We start from the raw sequence: 16,483 nt of genomic DNA, 5'->3' as shown, positions 1-16,483 counted from the left end.
AAAGTGGATGATCTGAAGTCACGGTGTTTCTCCGGCGGCATTTTGCGGCGGTCCCGACCACCTGACAAGGAATAGAAAGGCCGCCGAAAACGGCAGCAACCACATGACGCGCGCGCCGTATCGGTCGGCGGGTTGGGACACGCCGCCGCAAACCAGTGCGTTGACCGCAATCCCGATCAAGATGAACAGAACAAAAAGCTTGATGTTCGGCGCCACGCTGCCTGGTCGCAGCAACATGAACACAATGAAGGCAAATGAAGCGGCATAAATCACGCTGTGCAGGGTGTCGACAGGATCGATCCAAGCCCGGTCCCGAGACAATTGCCCTGCTTGAATCAAATAATGCTGGCTCTCTTCGAGACGAGCGAGGTCGCGCGCACTGTCCAATGCTGCATCAGTCGGGATCGTCATGTAAATGCTGTCGCGCAGGACTTGCCGGTAAGCGTTGTTTGCCAGCGCCAATGATGTGGCGACAGGTCGGGACAGGAAAACGTCTTTCGCGAAATCTCTTTGCGTCAGGGCGATCTGTTTCTGTTCCTCGGCGGATAACAGGCGGAACGAACCCAGACGTTGCGAGCGTTCAAATATGATATGAGACGCCGTCATCCTGTAAGGATCATCCGACCAGGACAGCGCCTCGTGCAAGGCGCAGGTCGGGACTTCTGTGTTCGGGCAGATTTCGTTCAGGTAGTCCAATCCCGGGCCGTCGACGATGAGTCGGGCGGTAATATGAGGCGTATATACGACTTCTTTGTTGGTTTTGGTTTCAACCGTAATCTGAAACGCCTTTCGCTCGGCAACGGACAGGGCAAGAACCGCGATCATAAGAACCGTTGCGCGCCAACGCCCACGCATCCTGCTAAACAATGCGGCAAGGATGACAAAGGGTATCATCAACCCGGCAATCGCCAGATGCGACGGATGCAGCAGTGTGCAGACCAGCGCCAGACCGGACATCAGCAAAAGTTCCCAAATCCGCATTGTTCGGCCAAAGGCCGTAAGCGCTGCGATCATGATCAACATGACCGGTGCGAAAATGTCCGGCATCATATACGCAATATAGAATGGCAGTGATGTGCTGGCCGCGACCAGCAGGGGAACCGTGGTCAGAACCGTTGTGTTCGGAGCCACGTTCAAAGACCGGCTGGCTGTTTTCGCCAGCAGCCATGCCGTCAGCAACACAACAAACATGTGCAGGATCGGAACCGCGTTGAGAGCGTTGGCACGAAGAAACGTAGCCATGATGAGTCCGTAGATCAGTGATCGGGACCCGGTCGCGGTATTGTCGTCATCTGCGGTGTACGCTCCGCCCGGCGTGCCGCCTTCGGTCACCGGTGGAAAAATGCTGTTCAGGGCGACGCTGCCCTGTCGGATATAGCTGCCGGTATCAAAATAATATAGTGGTCCGCCATTGATCAGCAGCACTGACAAACAGGCAATAACCGCCGCGAGCACCAGTACAATCGCTCTGGCGCTCAATAGTCGTTTATCAGAGCGAACCGTTACGGTCATATCCGTTCGTCTGCCTTCTCCGCCGCCAATGCGGTCCGCTGGAAGTATGCGATCGTCGCCTTCAACCCGTCTTCCAAAGGCACTTTAGGCGCCCAACCCAGCTGGTCGCGGGCGCGGGTGATATCCGGTTGGCGCTGAATAGGGTCGTCCTGCGGCAACGGGCGCTGAACCAGTTCGGATTTCGACCCGGTCAGACGGATAACGGCCTCTGCCAGCTCTCGGATGCTCAGTTCCACCGGGTTGCCCAGATTTATCGGTCCGGTCACATCCTCGGGCGAATCCATCAGCTTGATCAGACCGTCGATCAAATCGGAAACAAAACAGAAGGACCGGGTTTGACTGCCGTCGCCATAAATGGTGATGGGTTCGTCGTTCAGGGCCTGCATGATGAAGTTCGAGACCACGCGCCCGTCATCGGGGTGCATATTCGGGCCATACGTATTGAATATCCGTGCCACCTTGATCGGCAGATTGTGCTGCCGGAGATAGTCAAAGAACAAGGTCTCGGCGCATCGCTTGCCCTCGTCATAGCACGAGCGCGGTCCGATGGGATTGACGTGGCCGACATAATCCTCGGTTTGCGGATGGATCTGCGGGTCGCCGTAGACTTCGGACGTCGAGGCCTGCAGAATTCGCGCGCCGACGCGTTTGGCCAGCCCAAGCATGTTGATCGCGCCATGCACAGCCGTTTTGGTCGTCTGCACCGGGTCATGCTGGTAATGGAAGGGCGAGGCGGGACAAGCCAGATTGTAAATCTCGTCAACCTCTACATAGAGAGGGAAAGTCACATCGTGCCGCATCACCTCGAAGCAGGGATTGCCCAGAAGATGGCGCAAGTTTCCCCGACGCCCCGTAAAGAAGTTATCGACGCATAAAACCTCGTGCCCCCGCTCCAGCAAGGCGGCGCAAAGATGCGAGCCCAAAAAGCCCGCGCCTCCGGTTACCAGCACACGCTTGGCGTTCAAGTTTATGTTGTTGGGATCAAAATCGGACGCGTTCATAGGCGCTCTCTTCTGTTACATGCCAAAGTGCAGGCGCCCACTTTGGCTGAATAAAACAATCAGGCACTACAAACGGTTTAAGAACATATTCCGGCTGCAAAATGAGCGCCTGTAATAAGTACGTACGGGTTCGTTGAAGTTATACGAAGATTTTTAAGCGACGAAGAGTAAATTTTACAAGTGCCGGGATTTTGTGAACTTTCACAGGTCTTTCGCTTAAAGCGGCGCGATCCGACAGATCTGGCAACGACAATTGCCTGGTAATCTCGGGATTGTTCCGTCTGCTGGCATGTATCACCAACAAAATGGTGTAAGGAATCTGCTCGCCCCGTGCAAAGTGAGCAGCACATCTGTTATCTGTACGGAAAGATGGCTGGCTCCGGATGGCGTGCTTTTGGATGCGCAATGAGGCCGTAGAGTGAGGTCGTGTCGAACTTTCTGGAGATTCGCTTTTTCGCCACATTCTACGCGGAACTGTTGTCGCTCCAGAAACAAACGGAGGTTTAGTGTAAGATTTTTCGGCAAATCAACCTATGCGAACACAAAAAAACCATATTTTTCAAAAAAATCCTCGCGTGCTGGAAAAATAATGTGTTAACTCAAATGGAAGATTGAGTACTGCACCCTGTGATTAAAGCAGGTGCATCCTGACAGTGTAACGAGGGTGGAACATGTTTAAAGCATTAAAGATGATGGCCATTGCCGCAACGGCGGCCCTATTTTTCTCCGGGTCCGCTAACGCAATTACAGTAGTAGTTGACGGTGGCAGCTATGACATCAAATCCGACAACTTCTTCACGGGTACTGTGTCGACCAATGGCGGTCCGGGCATGTACTCGGTGAACTTCACGACTTCCGTTGACCCGTTGAGAGGCGTTGCGAATGCGTCTGTTACGGCGAATATTCTGGGGACATTCACCGGTCTGACTATGAGCTGGGTGGACGCCGCGACCAACACGCTGGTGAACTCAATTTCATTGGTGGCGGGTATCACAACGCTCGACACGATCTTCACCGCGGCCAACACCAACGGTCAGGACCTTGTCTTTACATGGTCGGATTCGCAGTCGGCGAATGGTGGTCCGATCCAGTTTGATTTCGACGTGGCTGCTGTGCCGCTTCCGGCCGGTGGTCTGCTGCTTCTGACCGCGTTGGGTGGTCTGGGTATCGTGCGCCGTCGTCGCAAAGCAGCTTAAAAACATTCGGCCAAGCAAAAACTGGCTTGGCTGGCTTCTATCTTCGGAAGGCCGCGCTTGAAGGCGCGGCTTTTTCGATTTTTGGTGGACGGGTAGTCAGGTTGTGTGTTCGAAAAGCACCTAAACCCATTGTTGGCAACTCGGTTGATGGCTGCGCTTTGAAACCAGTATTCTTGAATAATCGAATTCATACGGCGGGATCGCTCATTGCATCGAGGTCCGGTCTCGAAATCAGCCGGGAGAGAATGGCGTGGTGAGCAGGATTTGGATCGGGCTGATAGCGTTGATCGCCCTGGGCCTTGCCATATTTGCATTTGGGGCGATCGGGACGCCAAGGGGACATTCCTACGGTTTCAACATGAGCTGGACCGTGGCTTTTACGGACGCCCTAGGACCCGGCTCGATTTACCCACGGTTTCTTCCCGCACTTTGGGATGGCGTCGGTGGGTTCGATTTCTTCTTTTACGCTCCGCTTCCCTTCTATGTGGCTGCCGGACCGGTACAATGGCTTTGTCCGGATTGCAGCCCGCAGGTTCTGTTTGGTCTGTCCGGTGGGATTCTGTGCTGGTTGTCCGGCGTGACATTCTGGGTTTTCGGTCGTCAGTTCCTGCCACCGGCGGCCGCCCTGTTTGCGTCGTTTGTCTGGGCGCTGGCGCCCTACCATTTGGGCATAGACTGGATGGTCCGGCAATCAGCGGGTGAGTTCGCGGCATACGTCTTTGTACCCCTGGTCTGCCATGGCGTTCTTGTTGCCTTGAAAGACCGCCGTCCGGCATGGTCATTGCCGATTGGGTTGGCTGGTCTTGGCCTAAGCCATCTGCCGACGCTCCTTCTGGTGGCACATGTGCTGGTGGTTGTTGTCGGTGCATGGCTGTTGATCTATCGCACCCATATCATTCGATCGCTTGCGATCCTCGTCGTTTTGGGAGGGGCAGGTGTAGCTTTGTCCGCTTTCTATTGGTTGCCCGCTGTTGTGCTCATAGGTGATGTTTCACCTGAGGGGTTGTACACGCAGGAACTGATCCCCGAAAATTGGTACCTGTTTGGATTCGACACCCTTCCCAACAACAAATTCAGAATAGCCTTGTTGGTGTGTCAGGAAGCCGCGTGTGTCCTGGCCGGCTTGGCAGCCATTGTCTCCAAAGGCGAAGCAAGGAAGCGGTTGATCGTCTGGGCGCTGATGACTGCTGTTCTTGTTCTTTTGCTGAACGGTTCGTTCTCTCGGGTGATTTGGGACAGTTGGGTGATTGCGAAAGTCCAGTTCCCATTTCGGCTGACGATCATGTCGGATCTAGCGCTCGCGCTCGCGTCAGGAGCGGTGCTAAACGCCGTTCTGCATGGCCACAGTAAAAGGTGGCATGTCTTGTTTGGCGCGGGGTGTCTGGTTCTCTCTTTTGCCTTTGTAGGTTTGCTGGTGCCGGACCGGATCGCAGAAGGTATAGCCTCGCGAGGACAGCCGGTTGTGATGAGGGGTGCGCCAGAATATCTGCCGCCAGCAGTGTTTGAACCCCTGGCTGTGAAAATTGAAGCCGCCGACGCTCCGATCTGGGACCTGCCGCAACATCTTTTGGATTTCGTGGCGACGATCAAAACCCCTGGCTCCGGCTTCACGGAACTAACTGCCGAGGGGCCGCGCCAGTGGCTGATACCTCAAAATCAGGGACAACCGCAGGAGTTGGTGCGGGTCGAGTTGATGTATTGGTCCCATATGAAGGCCATGACTGCTGATGGCACTCACGTTCCGTTGTCCTGGGACCCAAACAACGGATTCCTGACATTTGAACCGGTTGAGGCTGATGTCAGAATCCTGTTGCCTTTGCACTGGAGCGAAAAGGTCGGGCTTGGCCTCACGGGATTGGGTTTGATAGTCGCGCTGCTCTTTGGTTTGTGGATGCGTTCCGAGCAACACCGGACACCCGTCTTGGATGCGCCAACCGGGTGACATTATCTCCTACCCGGGTTTTCGAAACACCCAGAGGGTCGAGATTATGTAATTTGCGACAAATGACGCGCCAATGGCCACCAGCAGGATGAACCAGAAGGGCAGAGCCGTGAAATAGGCCAACCCTTCCACCACTGCGAGGCGTATGCCCAGAGATGACATTACGGCCAGAAAATACTTGCCGTATCCCCTGAGCGATATGGTGCTCTGACTGGTATGTTCGTAACTAAAGATGTTGTGGCCGACATAATTGATGATCGAGCCCAGAATGAATCCCAGAGTCGAGGCTATCGCATAGGGCGTGGACAGAGTTACCGCCAGAAGCAGTGCCAGCACGTAATCAGCGGCCGTTCCGAGGGCACTGATGCCCAGGAATCTAATAAGCTGTCGTTTGTCGTTAAGGTCCGAGATCACGGCGACGGGGCTTTCTCAATGTCAATCATTCAACGGCTTGGGTAATTTTTGACAAGTGTCGAACCGGCTTTGAGGCGATCGATCTCACTGCCGGGACGAACACCATATTCATGAAAGCCATTGGTGGAACCCGTTTTGTAAACGATGAACTCACGATCATAGTAGCCGCCGGCCGAGGGCGACACGTCCTGAATGATGGCATTGTTCAGAACGGCCCAGTCGCGTTGGTTCTCATACCCGGTGATCTCGCTGACGGCGTTCTGTTCAATGACGACAGAAGTCGAGGATGTCACGTTTATGCGAGGGATTGTCACTTTGCCGCTGTTGGATATGGGCACTCGGATAATGGAATTCTTGCGAATGGAAAGATCGTCCACACCATGTACAGAAATACCATGAAGGTGTGCATTGTAGATAACGTTGTTCTCGATCAGAATGTTCCGATGGCGCAATTGCGGATTGCTCGTATCCTTGCCGCTGGCACCCATGAAGATTGTCTGAGTGTAGTCCCCGGCCCCGATGTCGAAAATATTGTCGCGGATCACGATATTGGTGCTGCGGGTATTCGTCGTGCGCATCAGCTGGATCATATCACGGTGATCCCGCGTGCTGCCGGCGCGGAAATTGTGCAAGGTGTTTCTTTCGATTACCACGTCATCAATCCCGCTGAATGCCATCCCGTCCGCACGAATATCGTAGATCTGGTTTCCCCGGATTGTAAGAAAAGTCGTGTGCACCGCCGTGATAGCACGCAACCACTTCCTCATGATGTTGTTGGAGATCGTGATTTTGGAGCTGTCCCGGATAAAAAGACCGCGGCCGTGCCCGATCCGGGCGTTATAGTCACCGTCGAATATCGAGTTTGAGATCGTGATGCCGTGGCTGTTTCTGATCTCAAAGCGGATAACATGCACCTTGTCACCCGGCGCCCGCACATAATCGAGCACCAGCCCGTCAAAGATGATGTTGCTGGACTTGGTCACGCGCAGCTCTGTCAGGCAGGCGGGGGACTGCGGATCAGCGGACCGTATGGTGACAGGCTTTTTGAATGTCTGCCGAACTCTCACCGCGCCATAGTTGCCGCCGGCCAGCAGAAAGGTTTCGCCTCCGCGCGCGCTTTTGAGTGCTGCGGTCAATTCCTGGGCGCTGCTGATGGCCTGACCGCCAGTGGCCTTCGGCAACGCTGCGGTGATGACAAAGCCACGGCAGGCGGTTGCGGCGTGCAATGGCGCGGCAAGAGCAAGCTGGAAAACGCAGACAATCAGCATCAGGCCAACGGAGGGGTATGTGAATCGCATGTGCAGTCACTCTTCCTGATGTAGGGTGCAGAATTACCCTACGAACACTCAAAAGCCTTGTCCATGACACGATCCGGCAGGTTTCGAAGAGATGACTCGGCGGGCTTACGTACCGGAAAGGGGCAATTTACCGCCTACGATTAGCGCGGATACGCGGCCCAATGCCTGAAAAATGGCAAAACTGTGTCCTTTGTTGCGGAACGGGAATCAATTCGCCAAACCCTTAATTACCGCAAAGGGAAGAGGAACAATTCCCAGTATCGAGTATCGAGTTTAACTCGGAAATGACGGCAAAGGGGCAGTATTGTCCCAATTCGGGCGACAATTTCCAATCATAGCCATATTCCGGCCAACGTGTCGCCATTGTGCGGCTGTTCCATCTGCCCAAGTGAGCGGAAACTCGTGCGCTGCCACTCATAGCGCCACTGATACAGAAGGTGAAAGATGTCGACGATAATTACGGTAACGTCTGCGGCAGAGTTGAAGCAAGCTCTCTCACAGGCAACTGGTGGGGAAACGATACTGTTGGCAACCGGCGACTACGGTCGCCTGGATGTCAGCAATCAGTTCGCATCCAATGTCACAATCAAATCAGCAGATCTGAACGCGCCTGCTACAATCTCGGAACTGCGCGTCAAAAATGCAGCGAATATCACGTTTGAAGAAGTGAAATTCGACTACACGTTCAATGGCGAAGCTCAAAGCTACAGGCCATTCCAGATTCAGGGCAGTTCGAACGTCACAATCAAGGATTCGGTCTTTGATGGGGATGTGGCGTCAGGCGTGTCCTCGGCTGCGGATGGCTTTGGTACGGGTTACGGCCTGTATGTGCGAAACAGCTCGGGCGTAACCGTTGAAAACAACGAGTATTTCAACTGGCTCAATGCGCTGCATGTCGGTGCCAGCAGCAATGTTGCCATCAAGGGGAACAATATCCACTCGATACGCGCAGACGGGATGTATCTGGATGGCAACCAGGGCATTCTGGTTGAAGGGAACTACCTGCACGATTTCAACCGGTCGCTCAACTCGGGTGATCACGGAGACTTCATCCAGTTCTCCAAACTGCTTGGCCCGAGCACCGACATTACCATTCGTGGCAATGTCATCGATATGGCCGGCGGTGACTACGCGCAGGCGATCTTCATGGGAAGCGGTCATGCCGACCCCAGTGATCCCAACATGTTCTACCAGAATCTTCTGATCGAAGATAACATGATCTACAATGGTCATATTCACGGCATCACCGTGTCTGGCGCCAACAATCTGACAATATCGAACAACACTACACTGGCGGTGCCGGGCTTGCTGACCGGTGGGGTATCGGTGCCCGCGATAAACGTGTCGGGTGCTTCGACGAATGTCACGATCGACAAGAACGTTACATCTGGAGTTATCGGCCATAACGGGCAATCAGACTGGAACGTATCGAGCAACGTGTTTGCCCAGAATACAAATCCAAACGCGGCCAACTACTACGACAACCTGTTCACGTATTACGCCACCGGAGCGAAGGACGGTTACAACCAGTTTGGCGTCAAGCAAGGCAGCGTCATTGACAACCTGGGCGCAGGCTCGAGCCTGGCGCAGCAACTCCCGATGTCCTACGACAATTGGGTTGGTACCAGCACAACCGGGTCAACCGGATCGAACACTGGCACCACCAGCCCGGACAATGGGACCAACAACCCTGATTCAGGTGCGTCGAACCCGGATAACGGAACCAACAACCCTGATTCAGGTGCGTCGAACCCGGATAACGGAACCAACAACCCTGATTCAGGTGCGTCGAGCCCGGACAATGGGACCGACAACCCCGATTCAGGTGCGTCGAGCCCGGACAACGGGACCGACAATCCCGATTCAGGTGCGTCGAACCCGGACAACGGGACCGACAATCCCGATTCAGGTGCGTCGAGCCCGGACAATGGGACCAACAACCCTGATTCAGGTGCGTCGAGCCCGGACAACGGGACCAACAACCCCGATTCAGGTGCGTCAAACCCGGACAACGGAACTACCAAACCGGATACAGACACTTCCAGCCCGGATACAGGTCCTACAAGCCCGGATACCGGCCAATCGTCTGGCATGATCTTCGATGACTTCATCTTGGATATCGCAAACCTGCCGGGTAACGATCAGGCTTCGCTGAGAGGCGATGCGCATATCGCGGATACCGGGTCCGGTCCGGCGATTCAGTTGGATGGCACGGACGATTTCGTCAAAATCGGCCGGTTGAAAGAGTTCGAGGACTCGGATCAAATCGCCTTTACGATTGAATACGCCCGCGACGAGGCCGACGGCAGCACGCAGCGCCTGGTCTGGAACCACAAAAAATTCGGTGTGATGCTGACCAAAGACGGTCTGAAGGTGCATGTCGCAAATGACGACGCCAAGTTCCACAAGGGGTTCACTGCAGAAAACATCGGTCTGAACGACACTGAAACGCACGAGATCACCGTGCTGGCGGATCAGAGTGCGGATCGTCTGCAGGTTCTGGTCGATGGCCAAGTGGTCATTGATGAATCCAGTGTCGACTTCGACTTCACCGGTGGGCGTGAATACGGTTGGATGCTTGGATCTCCGTGGGGCGCCGACATGGATGGAGAGATCAGTGCGTTTGCCATCGATAATGAGGTCGAGTTCGTAAACACCTGGGTTCAGGATGACGCGCAGTTCATCTGATGCGTGATATTCTGAACAATAAGTAAACTACTTTCGGAATGTTTAAGCGGGGCGTACAGTGTTGCGCCCCGTTTTTTTCATTCTTAGGCCGAAGACTGGTGTAGTTGGGAACTATCGGCCAACTGGTTTCGGACATATTGCGAAGCAAATTTTACACTTCGATCGCCCGCCAGGACATCAGCGGGTTTGGATGCATGAGTTTTCTCTATGATTCTGTGGCAATTGAGCTGAACAGGCGGAGGTTCGGCGTTGCGTTTTTTAATGCGGCCACGGGCAATAACATATCCAGGGCCGGGTCCATCCTTGTATGGTCGCGTTCCTACCCATCAGATATAGGGTGAAAACAATTTGGCTTTTGGTAGTATGAAAGACGATTTTGAGCGTTGGGCAGCGAGGGGTTCGCTGCGCGGCAGACACCCGAGTTCGGGGATTTGAAACGAAGTCAGACAAAGTTCAGTGGTAGCATCGGCAGATACAGCAAGAACGTTACACGCACCGGGGGCGCGGGCCGGTGCGAAGGGAAGCCCGTTTGTCATCCCTCTGCTTTTTTGCGGCTTTGTCCTGCCATTCTATTTTGAAGTCGCCGGATTGCAGATCGGTACATATCGACTGGTACTGCTGATCTTCTTTATTCCAGCCATGGTCCGCTGGCTTGATGGTTCCGGACGATACTATTTTGCCGATTACATGATGATCTTCTATGCACTTTGGAGCAGCTTGGCGATCCTCATAAACCATGGCATCGCCCGGTGGGAATACATCGGAATCGCCGCCGTCGAGACGCTCGGCCCCTATTTCATTGCACGCTGGATGATACGAGACGCAGACGCGTTTCGAGCCTTTGCCAAGTGGATGTTCATTCTGATTTTGTTCATGCTGCCGTTCAGCATCTATCAGTCGCTGATGGACAAATCCATCATTCTGGACTTCTTTTCCAAGTTCGCGAAAGTGCCCAATGTTGTTCACTATGAACCGCGACTTGGATTCTATCGCGCGCAGGGGTCCATGCCGCACCCCATTCTGTTCGGAATATTCTGTAGCGTCGCGTTTTCTCTGACGTGGTACGTGCTGGGCTATGGCAAAGGGATGGGCAACAAGGCGAGCCGTGTCAGTGTCGTGCTTGCGGCGACCTTCACCTCCTTGTCTTCGGGGGCATGGCTTTCGGTGGCCGTGCAGATTGCCCTGATGATGTGGAAGGTCACGTTTGCTTCGATCAAGAAAAAGTGGAACCTGCTGCTGTACCTGTTTGCCGGGTTTTATGTGTTGCTCGATGTTGTGGCAACGCGGCCTCCGGCGCAGTTGTTTGCGGCCTATCTCACGCTGAACAGCAATTCTGCCTGGTACAGGATTCATATTTTCAACTACGCCTATGATGACGTCGTAAACAATCCGATTTTCGGCATTGGCCTCAGAACATTCAGCAGACCGGCCTGGATGGTTGCGAGCCTAGATAACTTCTGGATGGTTGTTGCTTTGCGCTATGGATTGCCCGCGCTGTTTGTGCTGCTTGCAACAATAGTGGTGATCTTCGTGGTCGTCGGGCGTGCGCCGCTGTCGGGCCGGTTGGCTAGCTATCGGTTGGGTTACCTGTTTGCGATGACAGGATTCAGCATCGCAGCCATCACGGTGCATTTGTGGGAGGCAACCTATTGCCTTCTGATGTTCATGCTGGGTGCCGGTGCCTGGATGATCGATGCGAAAGATGAAGCAGCGCAGTCCGAAAACGATGCGCGGGCACCGCAGGCGAAAAAGATAAGGTATACCCGGTTCGAACCCACGGAAAGGCAATCTGCCAAGGATGCGTGATCAGAGGAACCGAGGTTGGGGTGTTTAGTATAAGGAAGTTATTGAGTGTCAGCTCAGCCTGAAAAAATCATGACGGATGCCGGAATTGGCCGCAAACCCAAACGATCGGGATTGCGAAAGGCCGTCACGCAAATCCCCATTTCGTTTCGCAAGAACTATGGCCTGTTAAAGAACCCCGAACTGTGGCGGATGATGCCCCTGTTTCTGGCGTGCAGACGCGAGGCAAAAGGGGCTGCAAAGCTGCAGCACAGGATATTTGTAGGGACCCATCACAAAGCGATGACCACCTATTTCAAGGCTGTGCTCAAGTTGCTGGCCTTTGGTCTTGGTGAACGGTTCGAGGACATTTCGCGACAGGCACCGGCGAAAGACACGAATGTTTTTCTTTCGATACACAGTCAGACGCCGCTATCCGAAATCGGACCGTACCGCGGTATTCACATCATGCGCGATCCGCGCGACATGATCGTCTCGTCCTACCACTACCATCTTTGGACAAACGAGATCTGGGCGCATGTGCCCGACGAGAATGGGCAGACCTATCAGGAGAAGCTGCTGGCGGCAGACAAGACCGAAGGGCTGTTCATGGCCATTCGCCACTTTATCTTTTTCAGCCGCGAAACGCTGGAAAACTGGGATCTGAACGACCCGGACATTCTTGAGGTCTCCTATGATGACTTGATGGGTGAAAACCGCGACGAACTGTATGATGAAATGTTTTCCTTTCTTGGATTGAACAGCAAAGCGCATGAACTGGGGATTCGCCTGATGCGCCTGTTCGAGGCCGGTAAGCGCAGCAAGATCTCGGCAACAAAAACCAATGAACGAGCGCATATACGCAGCGGGCGAAGCGGGCAGTGGAAAGACGAGCTGGAACCAGAACATATTGCGTATATCGAACATGAGCTGGGGCATATTCTGGACAAGTTCGGATATGCCCGGTCATCCGCTGACAGCTCGCAAGGCGCGGTGTGACCGTTGACTAACGCAGCGGAAACAGTCGCTTTCTGATCATGCCAATGGCACGCCGCAATTGTCTGGCGGGGGGTATATGGCCGGCAAGAATCGCATCGAATTCAGTCTGGGTCATATCTCTGCGCAGGGAAGTGCGGGGGCGCAGAAAGACCGCGTCGTTCATTAACCCGGTGTCGCTGGAAAACGCTGCACGGTAACCATGGCGGCTCAGCGCGCGCAGGACGCGGGCGTTGTAGCGGCCAAAAGGTATCCCGGCTTCGGTCACTTGTTGGGCGCACAAGTCCTGCAATTCGTCGCGCGATTTAGACAATTCCATATCCAGCGCAGCAGGCGCCAACTGGCTCCAGTCGACATGTGCTATACCGTGGCTGCCTATACCCATCCCTGCGGCGACCAGGGCTTTGACATGATCACGCCGCAGCGAACCGGGCTCATCCAATCGCCCCGTCAAAACAAAGAAACTGGCGGTCAGATCTCGCTGCTGCAAGGCAGGCAAGGCGATCTCGTAGTCCGAGAAGTTGCCATCGTCGAAGGTGATAACGAATTTTCGCGGGTCCGGCGCAGAAGCAACGCGGTCCAGGATATCCGTGAACTGCGTTTCCGACAGCCAGTACGGTGCCTCGCCGTCTTCCAGATCCCGCGCCGGAGTACCGATTCCGTGGAAATTTATGCCAATTTTCTGCACCACGTCAGGACTTCAGCTTTCTGTGCATGGATTCCGCAATGTCGATCAGGCTGGCACCATACCCGGCAGGCCGGGCTTCGTAAGGTCCAGCAGCAACGGATTCCTTGCCCCCGGTTCGCAGCTTGAATCGGGTAACGCTTGGGTTTGTCTCGGGATCAATGCCGCCCAAGTCGAAGCATTTGACCCCCTGCTCGCGGCAGTAGAGCATGGCTTGCCACATCAAGTAATGCCCTGCATTCAGTCGCCGCCCAGCTTCCGACGTCGCGCCGAATAAATACGTCGCGTTTCGGCCGGCACACCCAATGGTCATCGCACCGATATCCTCGCCATCTTTACGCGCGATCAACACGTCATGGTCGAAATCCTGCCCCGACAGATCGTAGTAGAAGTCCGGAGGGATATCGGGTTGAAACCCCTTGGCTTCCCGCACCTGTTCGTACAGATGGGAGAAGCGATCTGACAACTCTGATATCGCGCCCCTTTCCAGTTCCAGCCCGGCCTTCAATGCGTTGCGCAGCGGATTGCGCCATTTGCCATGTAAGGCGCGCATCAGGTCGTCATCATCGTGATCCGGATCAATCAACACAGTTCGATACACTGCGGCCCTATCCGTCGGTTCAAAACCGGCTTGTACAATGGCCTGTTCCGGCGGAACCGCCTGCACAGGAAATCGCAGGCGCAATACGTGACCTGCGTCATACGTATAGTCGCGCAATTTCGACAGGATCGTGCCCATCATCGCCGCAGATGGTTCGGGCTGGCTGCTGCTACACGTCAGTGGACCGGCCGCAATCCAGGCGATACCCCGGTTCAGTAGCGGGATTTTCTTGATCCTCAGACAAGCCGCGGCAACCGGGATGTTCTGCGCGTTGTAAAGGGCAACGAATTTTGCATTGGCGCCGATGCGGTGCGCAGCCGCCTGCGCGTAGGTCAGGCTCTGTTCATATGTCAGATCACTGAACAGGCCACTGATGCGGGGCCAGTCTTCTGGTGTGACGGTTCGAAGGGAGAGCTGGTTTTGATCCATCAATCCGCCACCCTGACGTCCTGACGTCCCAGCAAACCTTTCAGCAAGCCCTCTTCGTCGGCTTCGAGTGGCTTGGAAGGTCTGAGAGTGAATTGTTCGGGAAGCGTGTTTTGCTGCAACGCCACTGCGGGGACACTGTGCGCGGACAGAAATCCGGCCACATCGGACAGTGTTCCCTTTGGGTCGGCACAAAGCGCCGCGTAATCGATCACGAAGCGCCGGTCCACGCCGACATGGGCACAATCGCGTTCGATATCTTCAGCCACGCCACGGACCTGACGGCATGCCCGTTCGATATCCGTGTCACCCCCTGCGTTCGATGGGCGAACGGACCACCAGTCGTCCTCGTGCGCCTCCGGTCCCTTTTTGCGGCGCTGTGCCCGCAGGATCGATCTGGCGGTGTCTTTGGCGTCGCGCCGCACTTCCATAAACAGGCAATTGGGAAACAAGGCATCCAGCAGACGCACCCGGTTCGAGTGCATGACGTTCTTGTTGATAAAGGGCGAGGAAGACAGGTTCGACATTCCGGATATCGTTGATCTGATCTCATCGACTGGCAGCGTCGCAATCCTGCTCTCATCTGCCCATGGGCCATCCTCCAGCCAGCGCTGCCAAATCCAACCCCCTTCATTTGGCGCGGCCCAACCGGAAATATGGCCATAGTCACTTTGGTAGGACGGAATATGACGAGAGATGAAAGGTCGCCCGAACCTGGTTGCCGCCAGAGGTGTCTTGAAAAACCGATGTGCCAGGTTGGTGAAATAAGAGAACTCGAACTGCGTCGTCATCAGTTCATAGAACAACGACGTCCCGGATCTTGGTGCGCCCAGAATAAACACGTGGGGCCATCTGGCCGCGGGCTGCTGCGACAGCATTCTGGCCTCCATCGGACCAAGAGCCGTATGCACCGTCCCGCGCACGATGGATTTCGCCAAAGCCTTCATGTCACCAACCCGATATCAGGTTGCGGAGGCGTTTGCCCTTTCGGTTGCCTGAACAAAGCGCCTAGCAAGAATGCAGTCCGCGCGCGCCAGGCTTCGGCTCCTTTGTGGCCAGGTCGGACCAGAGAGATGGGCAGAAACCAGACGGCGCGAAGAAGATCGGCCAGCGTCATAAGCGCGGTTCCAAGCCAAGCGATAAAGGGGCCACGCGTAAAACGAAGGAAAAGAATGTGGCCCTTGGCGATTTCAACGGACTTCCACGGAGAGGTCTGACCCGTAGAGACGGCGCCATAGTGCATGAGGCGAATATCAGGATTGTAGCGCACTTTCAATCCGGCCTGCCGGACGCGCCAACACCATTCGGATTCCTCGCTATACATGAAAAAGCGGTCATCCATCATCCCTACCTTTTCAACGACATCCCGCGAGATCATCATGAAGCAACCTGCGACGACCTCTACGTCCTGCACCGCATCACGCGATAACGAGGCATAGCGCTGATCACCGAACAACTGGCTGCGACGCAGGACCCGGTTCGGGACAACGAGACCCCAGAACAACTTGCCGAGCGAAACTTCCCGGAACAGGGTCGGCTGTTGCGTGCCGTTTTCCAGAGATACATGACCACCCAAAATGCCGACCTGCGGGTTCTCTTCCATGTAGCAGACTGCACGTTCGAGCGTTCCCTCATAAACCAGCGCGTCGGGATTAAGGACCAGCAGAAAGCGCCCCCGCGCGCTTCGGATACCGACATTGTTCCCCCAAGCGTATCCGCCGTTATGACCGGCTGCCAGTATAGTTGCTTGCGGATGGGCTTTGCGCAACGCTTGGACACTGCCATCCTGGGAATCGTTGTCGACCACGATCACTTCGATATCCAGTGACCCGGAGTGATCCAGTACAGACTGTATCGCCTTCGATGTAACGTCAGGGGTTTTGTAGTTTACAATAATGACGCTGAGATCGATCCGAGGTGTCGCGGTTTGTGTCATGGTCCG

Annotated in this window: 13 protein-coding genes; 5 read left to right on the top strand and 8 right to left on the bottom strand. The window is 54.9% G+C overall.

From position 1 onward, the window contains the following. Nucleotides 1-18 precede the first annotated feature (18 nt). Nucleotides 19-1,512 (bottom strand): hypothetical protein, encoded by a 1,494-nt coding sequence (locus AC2TEL_RS03570; protein WP_480901933.1) that lies wholly within the window; start codon nt 1,510-1,512, stop codon nt 19-21. After that, nucleotides 1,509-2,513, bottom strand: a complete 1,005-nt coding sequence (locus AC2TEL_RS03565; RefSeq protein WP_480838064.1) for a UDP-glucuronic acid decarboxylase family protein — start codon at nt 2,511-2,513, stop codon at nt 1,509-1,511. Before AC2TEL_RS03565 ends, AC2TEL_RS03570 begins: the two co-directional genes overlap by 4 nt. Nucleotides 2,514-3,184: 671 nt before the next feature. On the opposite strand from AC2TEL_RS03565, the gene AC2TEL_RS03560 reads away from it, so the two are divergent. Together AC2TEL_RS03560 and AC2TEL_RS03555 are read left to right on the top strand one after the other, a co-directional pair. Further along, a complete protein-coding gene (locus AC2TEL_RS03560) occupies nt 3,185-3,709 on the top strand; it encodes a VPLPA-CTERM sorting domain-containing protein (protein ID WP_480838062.1) in 525 nt (174 codons plus the stop codon). A 253-nt stretch (nt 3,710-3,962) separates the two neighbouring features. Beyond that, the gene (locus tag AC2TEL_RS03555; protein WP_480901931.1) at nt 3,963-5,651 is read left to right on the top strand and encodes a hypothetical protein; all 1,689 of its coding nucleotides are present in this window, start codon (nt 3,963-3,965) and stop codon (nt 5,649-5,651) included. 9 nt (nt 5,652-5,660) lie between these two features. Here AC2TEL_RS03555 and AC2TEL_RS03550 read toward each other — a convergent pair whose 3' ends face one another. Together AC2TEL_RS03550 and AC2TEL_RS03545 are read right to left on the bottom strand one after the other, a co-directional pair. Beyond that, complete coding sequence (locus tag AC2TEL_RS03550; RefSeq protein WP_480901929.1) at nt 5,661-6,065, bottom strand: GtrA family protein; 405 nt, start codon at nt 6,063-6,065, stop codon at nt 5,661-5,663. 29 nt (nt 6,066-6,094) lie between these two features. Beyond that, the gene (locus AC2TEL_RS03545; RefSeq protein ID WP_480901927.1) at nt 6,095-7,363 is read right to left on the bottom strand and encodes a right-handed parallel beta-helix repeat-containing protein; all 1,269 of its coding nucleotides are present in this window, start codon (nt 7,361-7,363) and stop codon (nt 6,095-6,097) included. Nucleotides 7,364-7,807: 444 nt separating this feature from the next. Here AC2TEL_RS03545 and AC2TEL_RS03540 point away from each other — a divergent pair, with 444 nt between their 5' ends. The 3 genes from AC2TEL_RS03540 (at nt 7,808) to AC2TEL_RS03530 (ending at nt 12,832) form a co-directional block, all read left to right on the top strand. After that, nucleotides 7,808-10,051: a right-handed parallel beta-helix repeat-containing protein gene (locus AC2TEL_RS03540; RefSeq protein WP_480901925.1), complete on the top strand. Its 2,244-nt coding sequence runs from the start codon at nt 7,808-7,810 to the stop codon at nt 10,049-10,051. Between the two features lie 456 nt (nt 10,052-10,507). Continuing rightward, nucleotides 10,508-11,857: an O-antigen ligase family protein gene (locus tag AC2TEL_RS03535; RefSeq protein WP_480901923.1), complete on the top strand. Its 1,350-nt coding sequence runs from the start codon at nt 10,508-10,510 to the stop codon at nt 11,855-11,857. Between the two features lie 45 nt (nt 11,858-11,902). Continuing rightward, nucleotides 11,903-12,832 carry a sulfotransferase domain-containing protein gene (locus AC2TEL_RS03530; RefSeq protein WP_480901921.1) on the top strand — a complete coding sequence of 310 codons (930 nt, stop codon included), beginning with the start codon at nt 11,903-11,905 and terminating at the stop codon, nt 12,830-12,832. Nucleotides 12,833-12,839: 7 nt separating this feature from the next. Here the strand turns inward: AC2TEL_RS03530 and AC2TEL_RS03525 are convergent, their stop codons facing one another. Genes AC2TEL_RS03525 through AC2TEL_RS03510 form a run of 4 tightly spaced genes read right to left on the bottom strand, consistent with a single transcriptional unit; the run spans nt 12,840 to nt 16,477 of the window. Continuing rightward, nucleotides 12,840-13,520 carry a polysaccharide deacetylase family protein gene (locus tag AC2TEL_RS03525; RefSeq protein WP_480901919.1) on the bottom strand — a complete coding sequence of 227 codons (681 nt, stop codon included), beginning with the start codon at nt 13,518-13,520 and terminating at the stop codon, nt 12,840-12,842. Between the two features lies 1 nt (nt 13,521). Then, nucleotides 13,522-14,544 (bottom strand): lipid II:glycine glycyltransferase FemX, encoded by a 1,023-nt coding sequence (locus AC2TEL_RS03520; protein ID WP_480901917.1) that lies wholly within the window; start codon nt 14,542-14,544, stop codon nt 13,522-13,524. Next, nucleotides 14,544-15,488, bottom strand: coding sequence for a sulfotransferase (locus AC2TEL_RS03515; RefSeq protein WP_480901915.1), 945 nt, complete (start codon nt 15,486-15,488; stop codon nt 14,544-14,546). Before AC2TEL_RS03515 ends, AC2TEL_RS03520 begins: the two co-directional genes overlap by 1 nt. After that, nucleotides 15,485-16,477, bottom strand: a complete 993-nt coding sequence (locus tag AC2TEL_RS03510) for a glycosyltransferase family 2 protein (RefSeq protein WP_480901913.1) — start codon at nt 16,475-16,477, stop codon at nt 15,485-15,487. The genes AC2TEL_RS03515 and AC2TEL_RS03510 overlap by 4 nt, the downstream gene beginning before the upstream one ends. Between the last annotated feature and the right edge of the window lie 6 nt (nt 16,478-16,483).

This window comes from Ruegeria sp. HKCCD9138 (genome assembly GCF_057220975.1).
This window is presented reverse-complemented; position numbering and strand designations above follow the sequence as displayed.

What these genes read in the sequence shown, in the direction of transcription:
- AC2TEL_RS03560 (WP_480838062.1), top strand. Translation starts at nt 3,185, where the DNA reads ATGTTTAAAGCATTAAAGATGATGGCCATTGCCGCAACGGCGGCCCTA.
- AC2TEL_RS03520 (WP_480901917.1), bottom strand. Translation starts at nt 14,544, where the DNA reads ATGGATCAAAACCAGCTCTCCCTTCGAACCGTCACACCAGAAGACTGG.
- AC2TEL_RS03510 (WP_480901913.1), bottom strand. Translation starts at nt 16,477, where the DNA reads ATGACACAAACCGCGACACCTCGGATCGATCTCAGCGTCATTATTGTA.
- AC2TEL_RS03545 (WP_480901927.1), bottom strand. Translation starts at nt 7,363, where the DNA reads ATGCGATTCACATACCCCTCCGTTGGCCTGATGCTGATTGTCTGCGTT.
- AC2TEL_RS03515 (WP_480901915.1), bottom strand. Translation starts at nt 15,488, where the DNA reads ATGAAGGCTTTGGCGAAATCCATCGTGCGCGGGACGGTGCATACGGCT.
- AC2TEL_RS03540 (WP_480901925.1), top strand. Translation starts at nt 7,808, where the DNA reads ATGTCGACGATAATTACGGTAACGTCTGCGGCAGAGTTGAAGCAAGCT.
- AC2TEL_RS03565 (WP_480838064.1), bottom strand. Translation starts at nt 2,513, where the DNA reads ATGAACGCGTCCGATTTTGATCCCAACAACATAAACTTGAACGCCAAG.
- AC2TEL_RS03570 (WP_480901933.1), bottom strand. Translation starts at nt 1,512, where the DNA reads ATGACCGTAACGGTTCGCTCTGATAAACGACTATTGAGCGCCAGAGCG.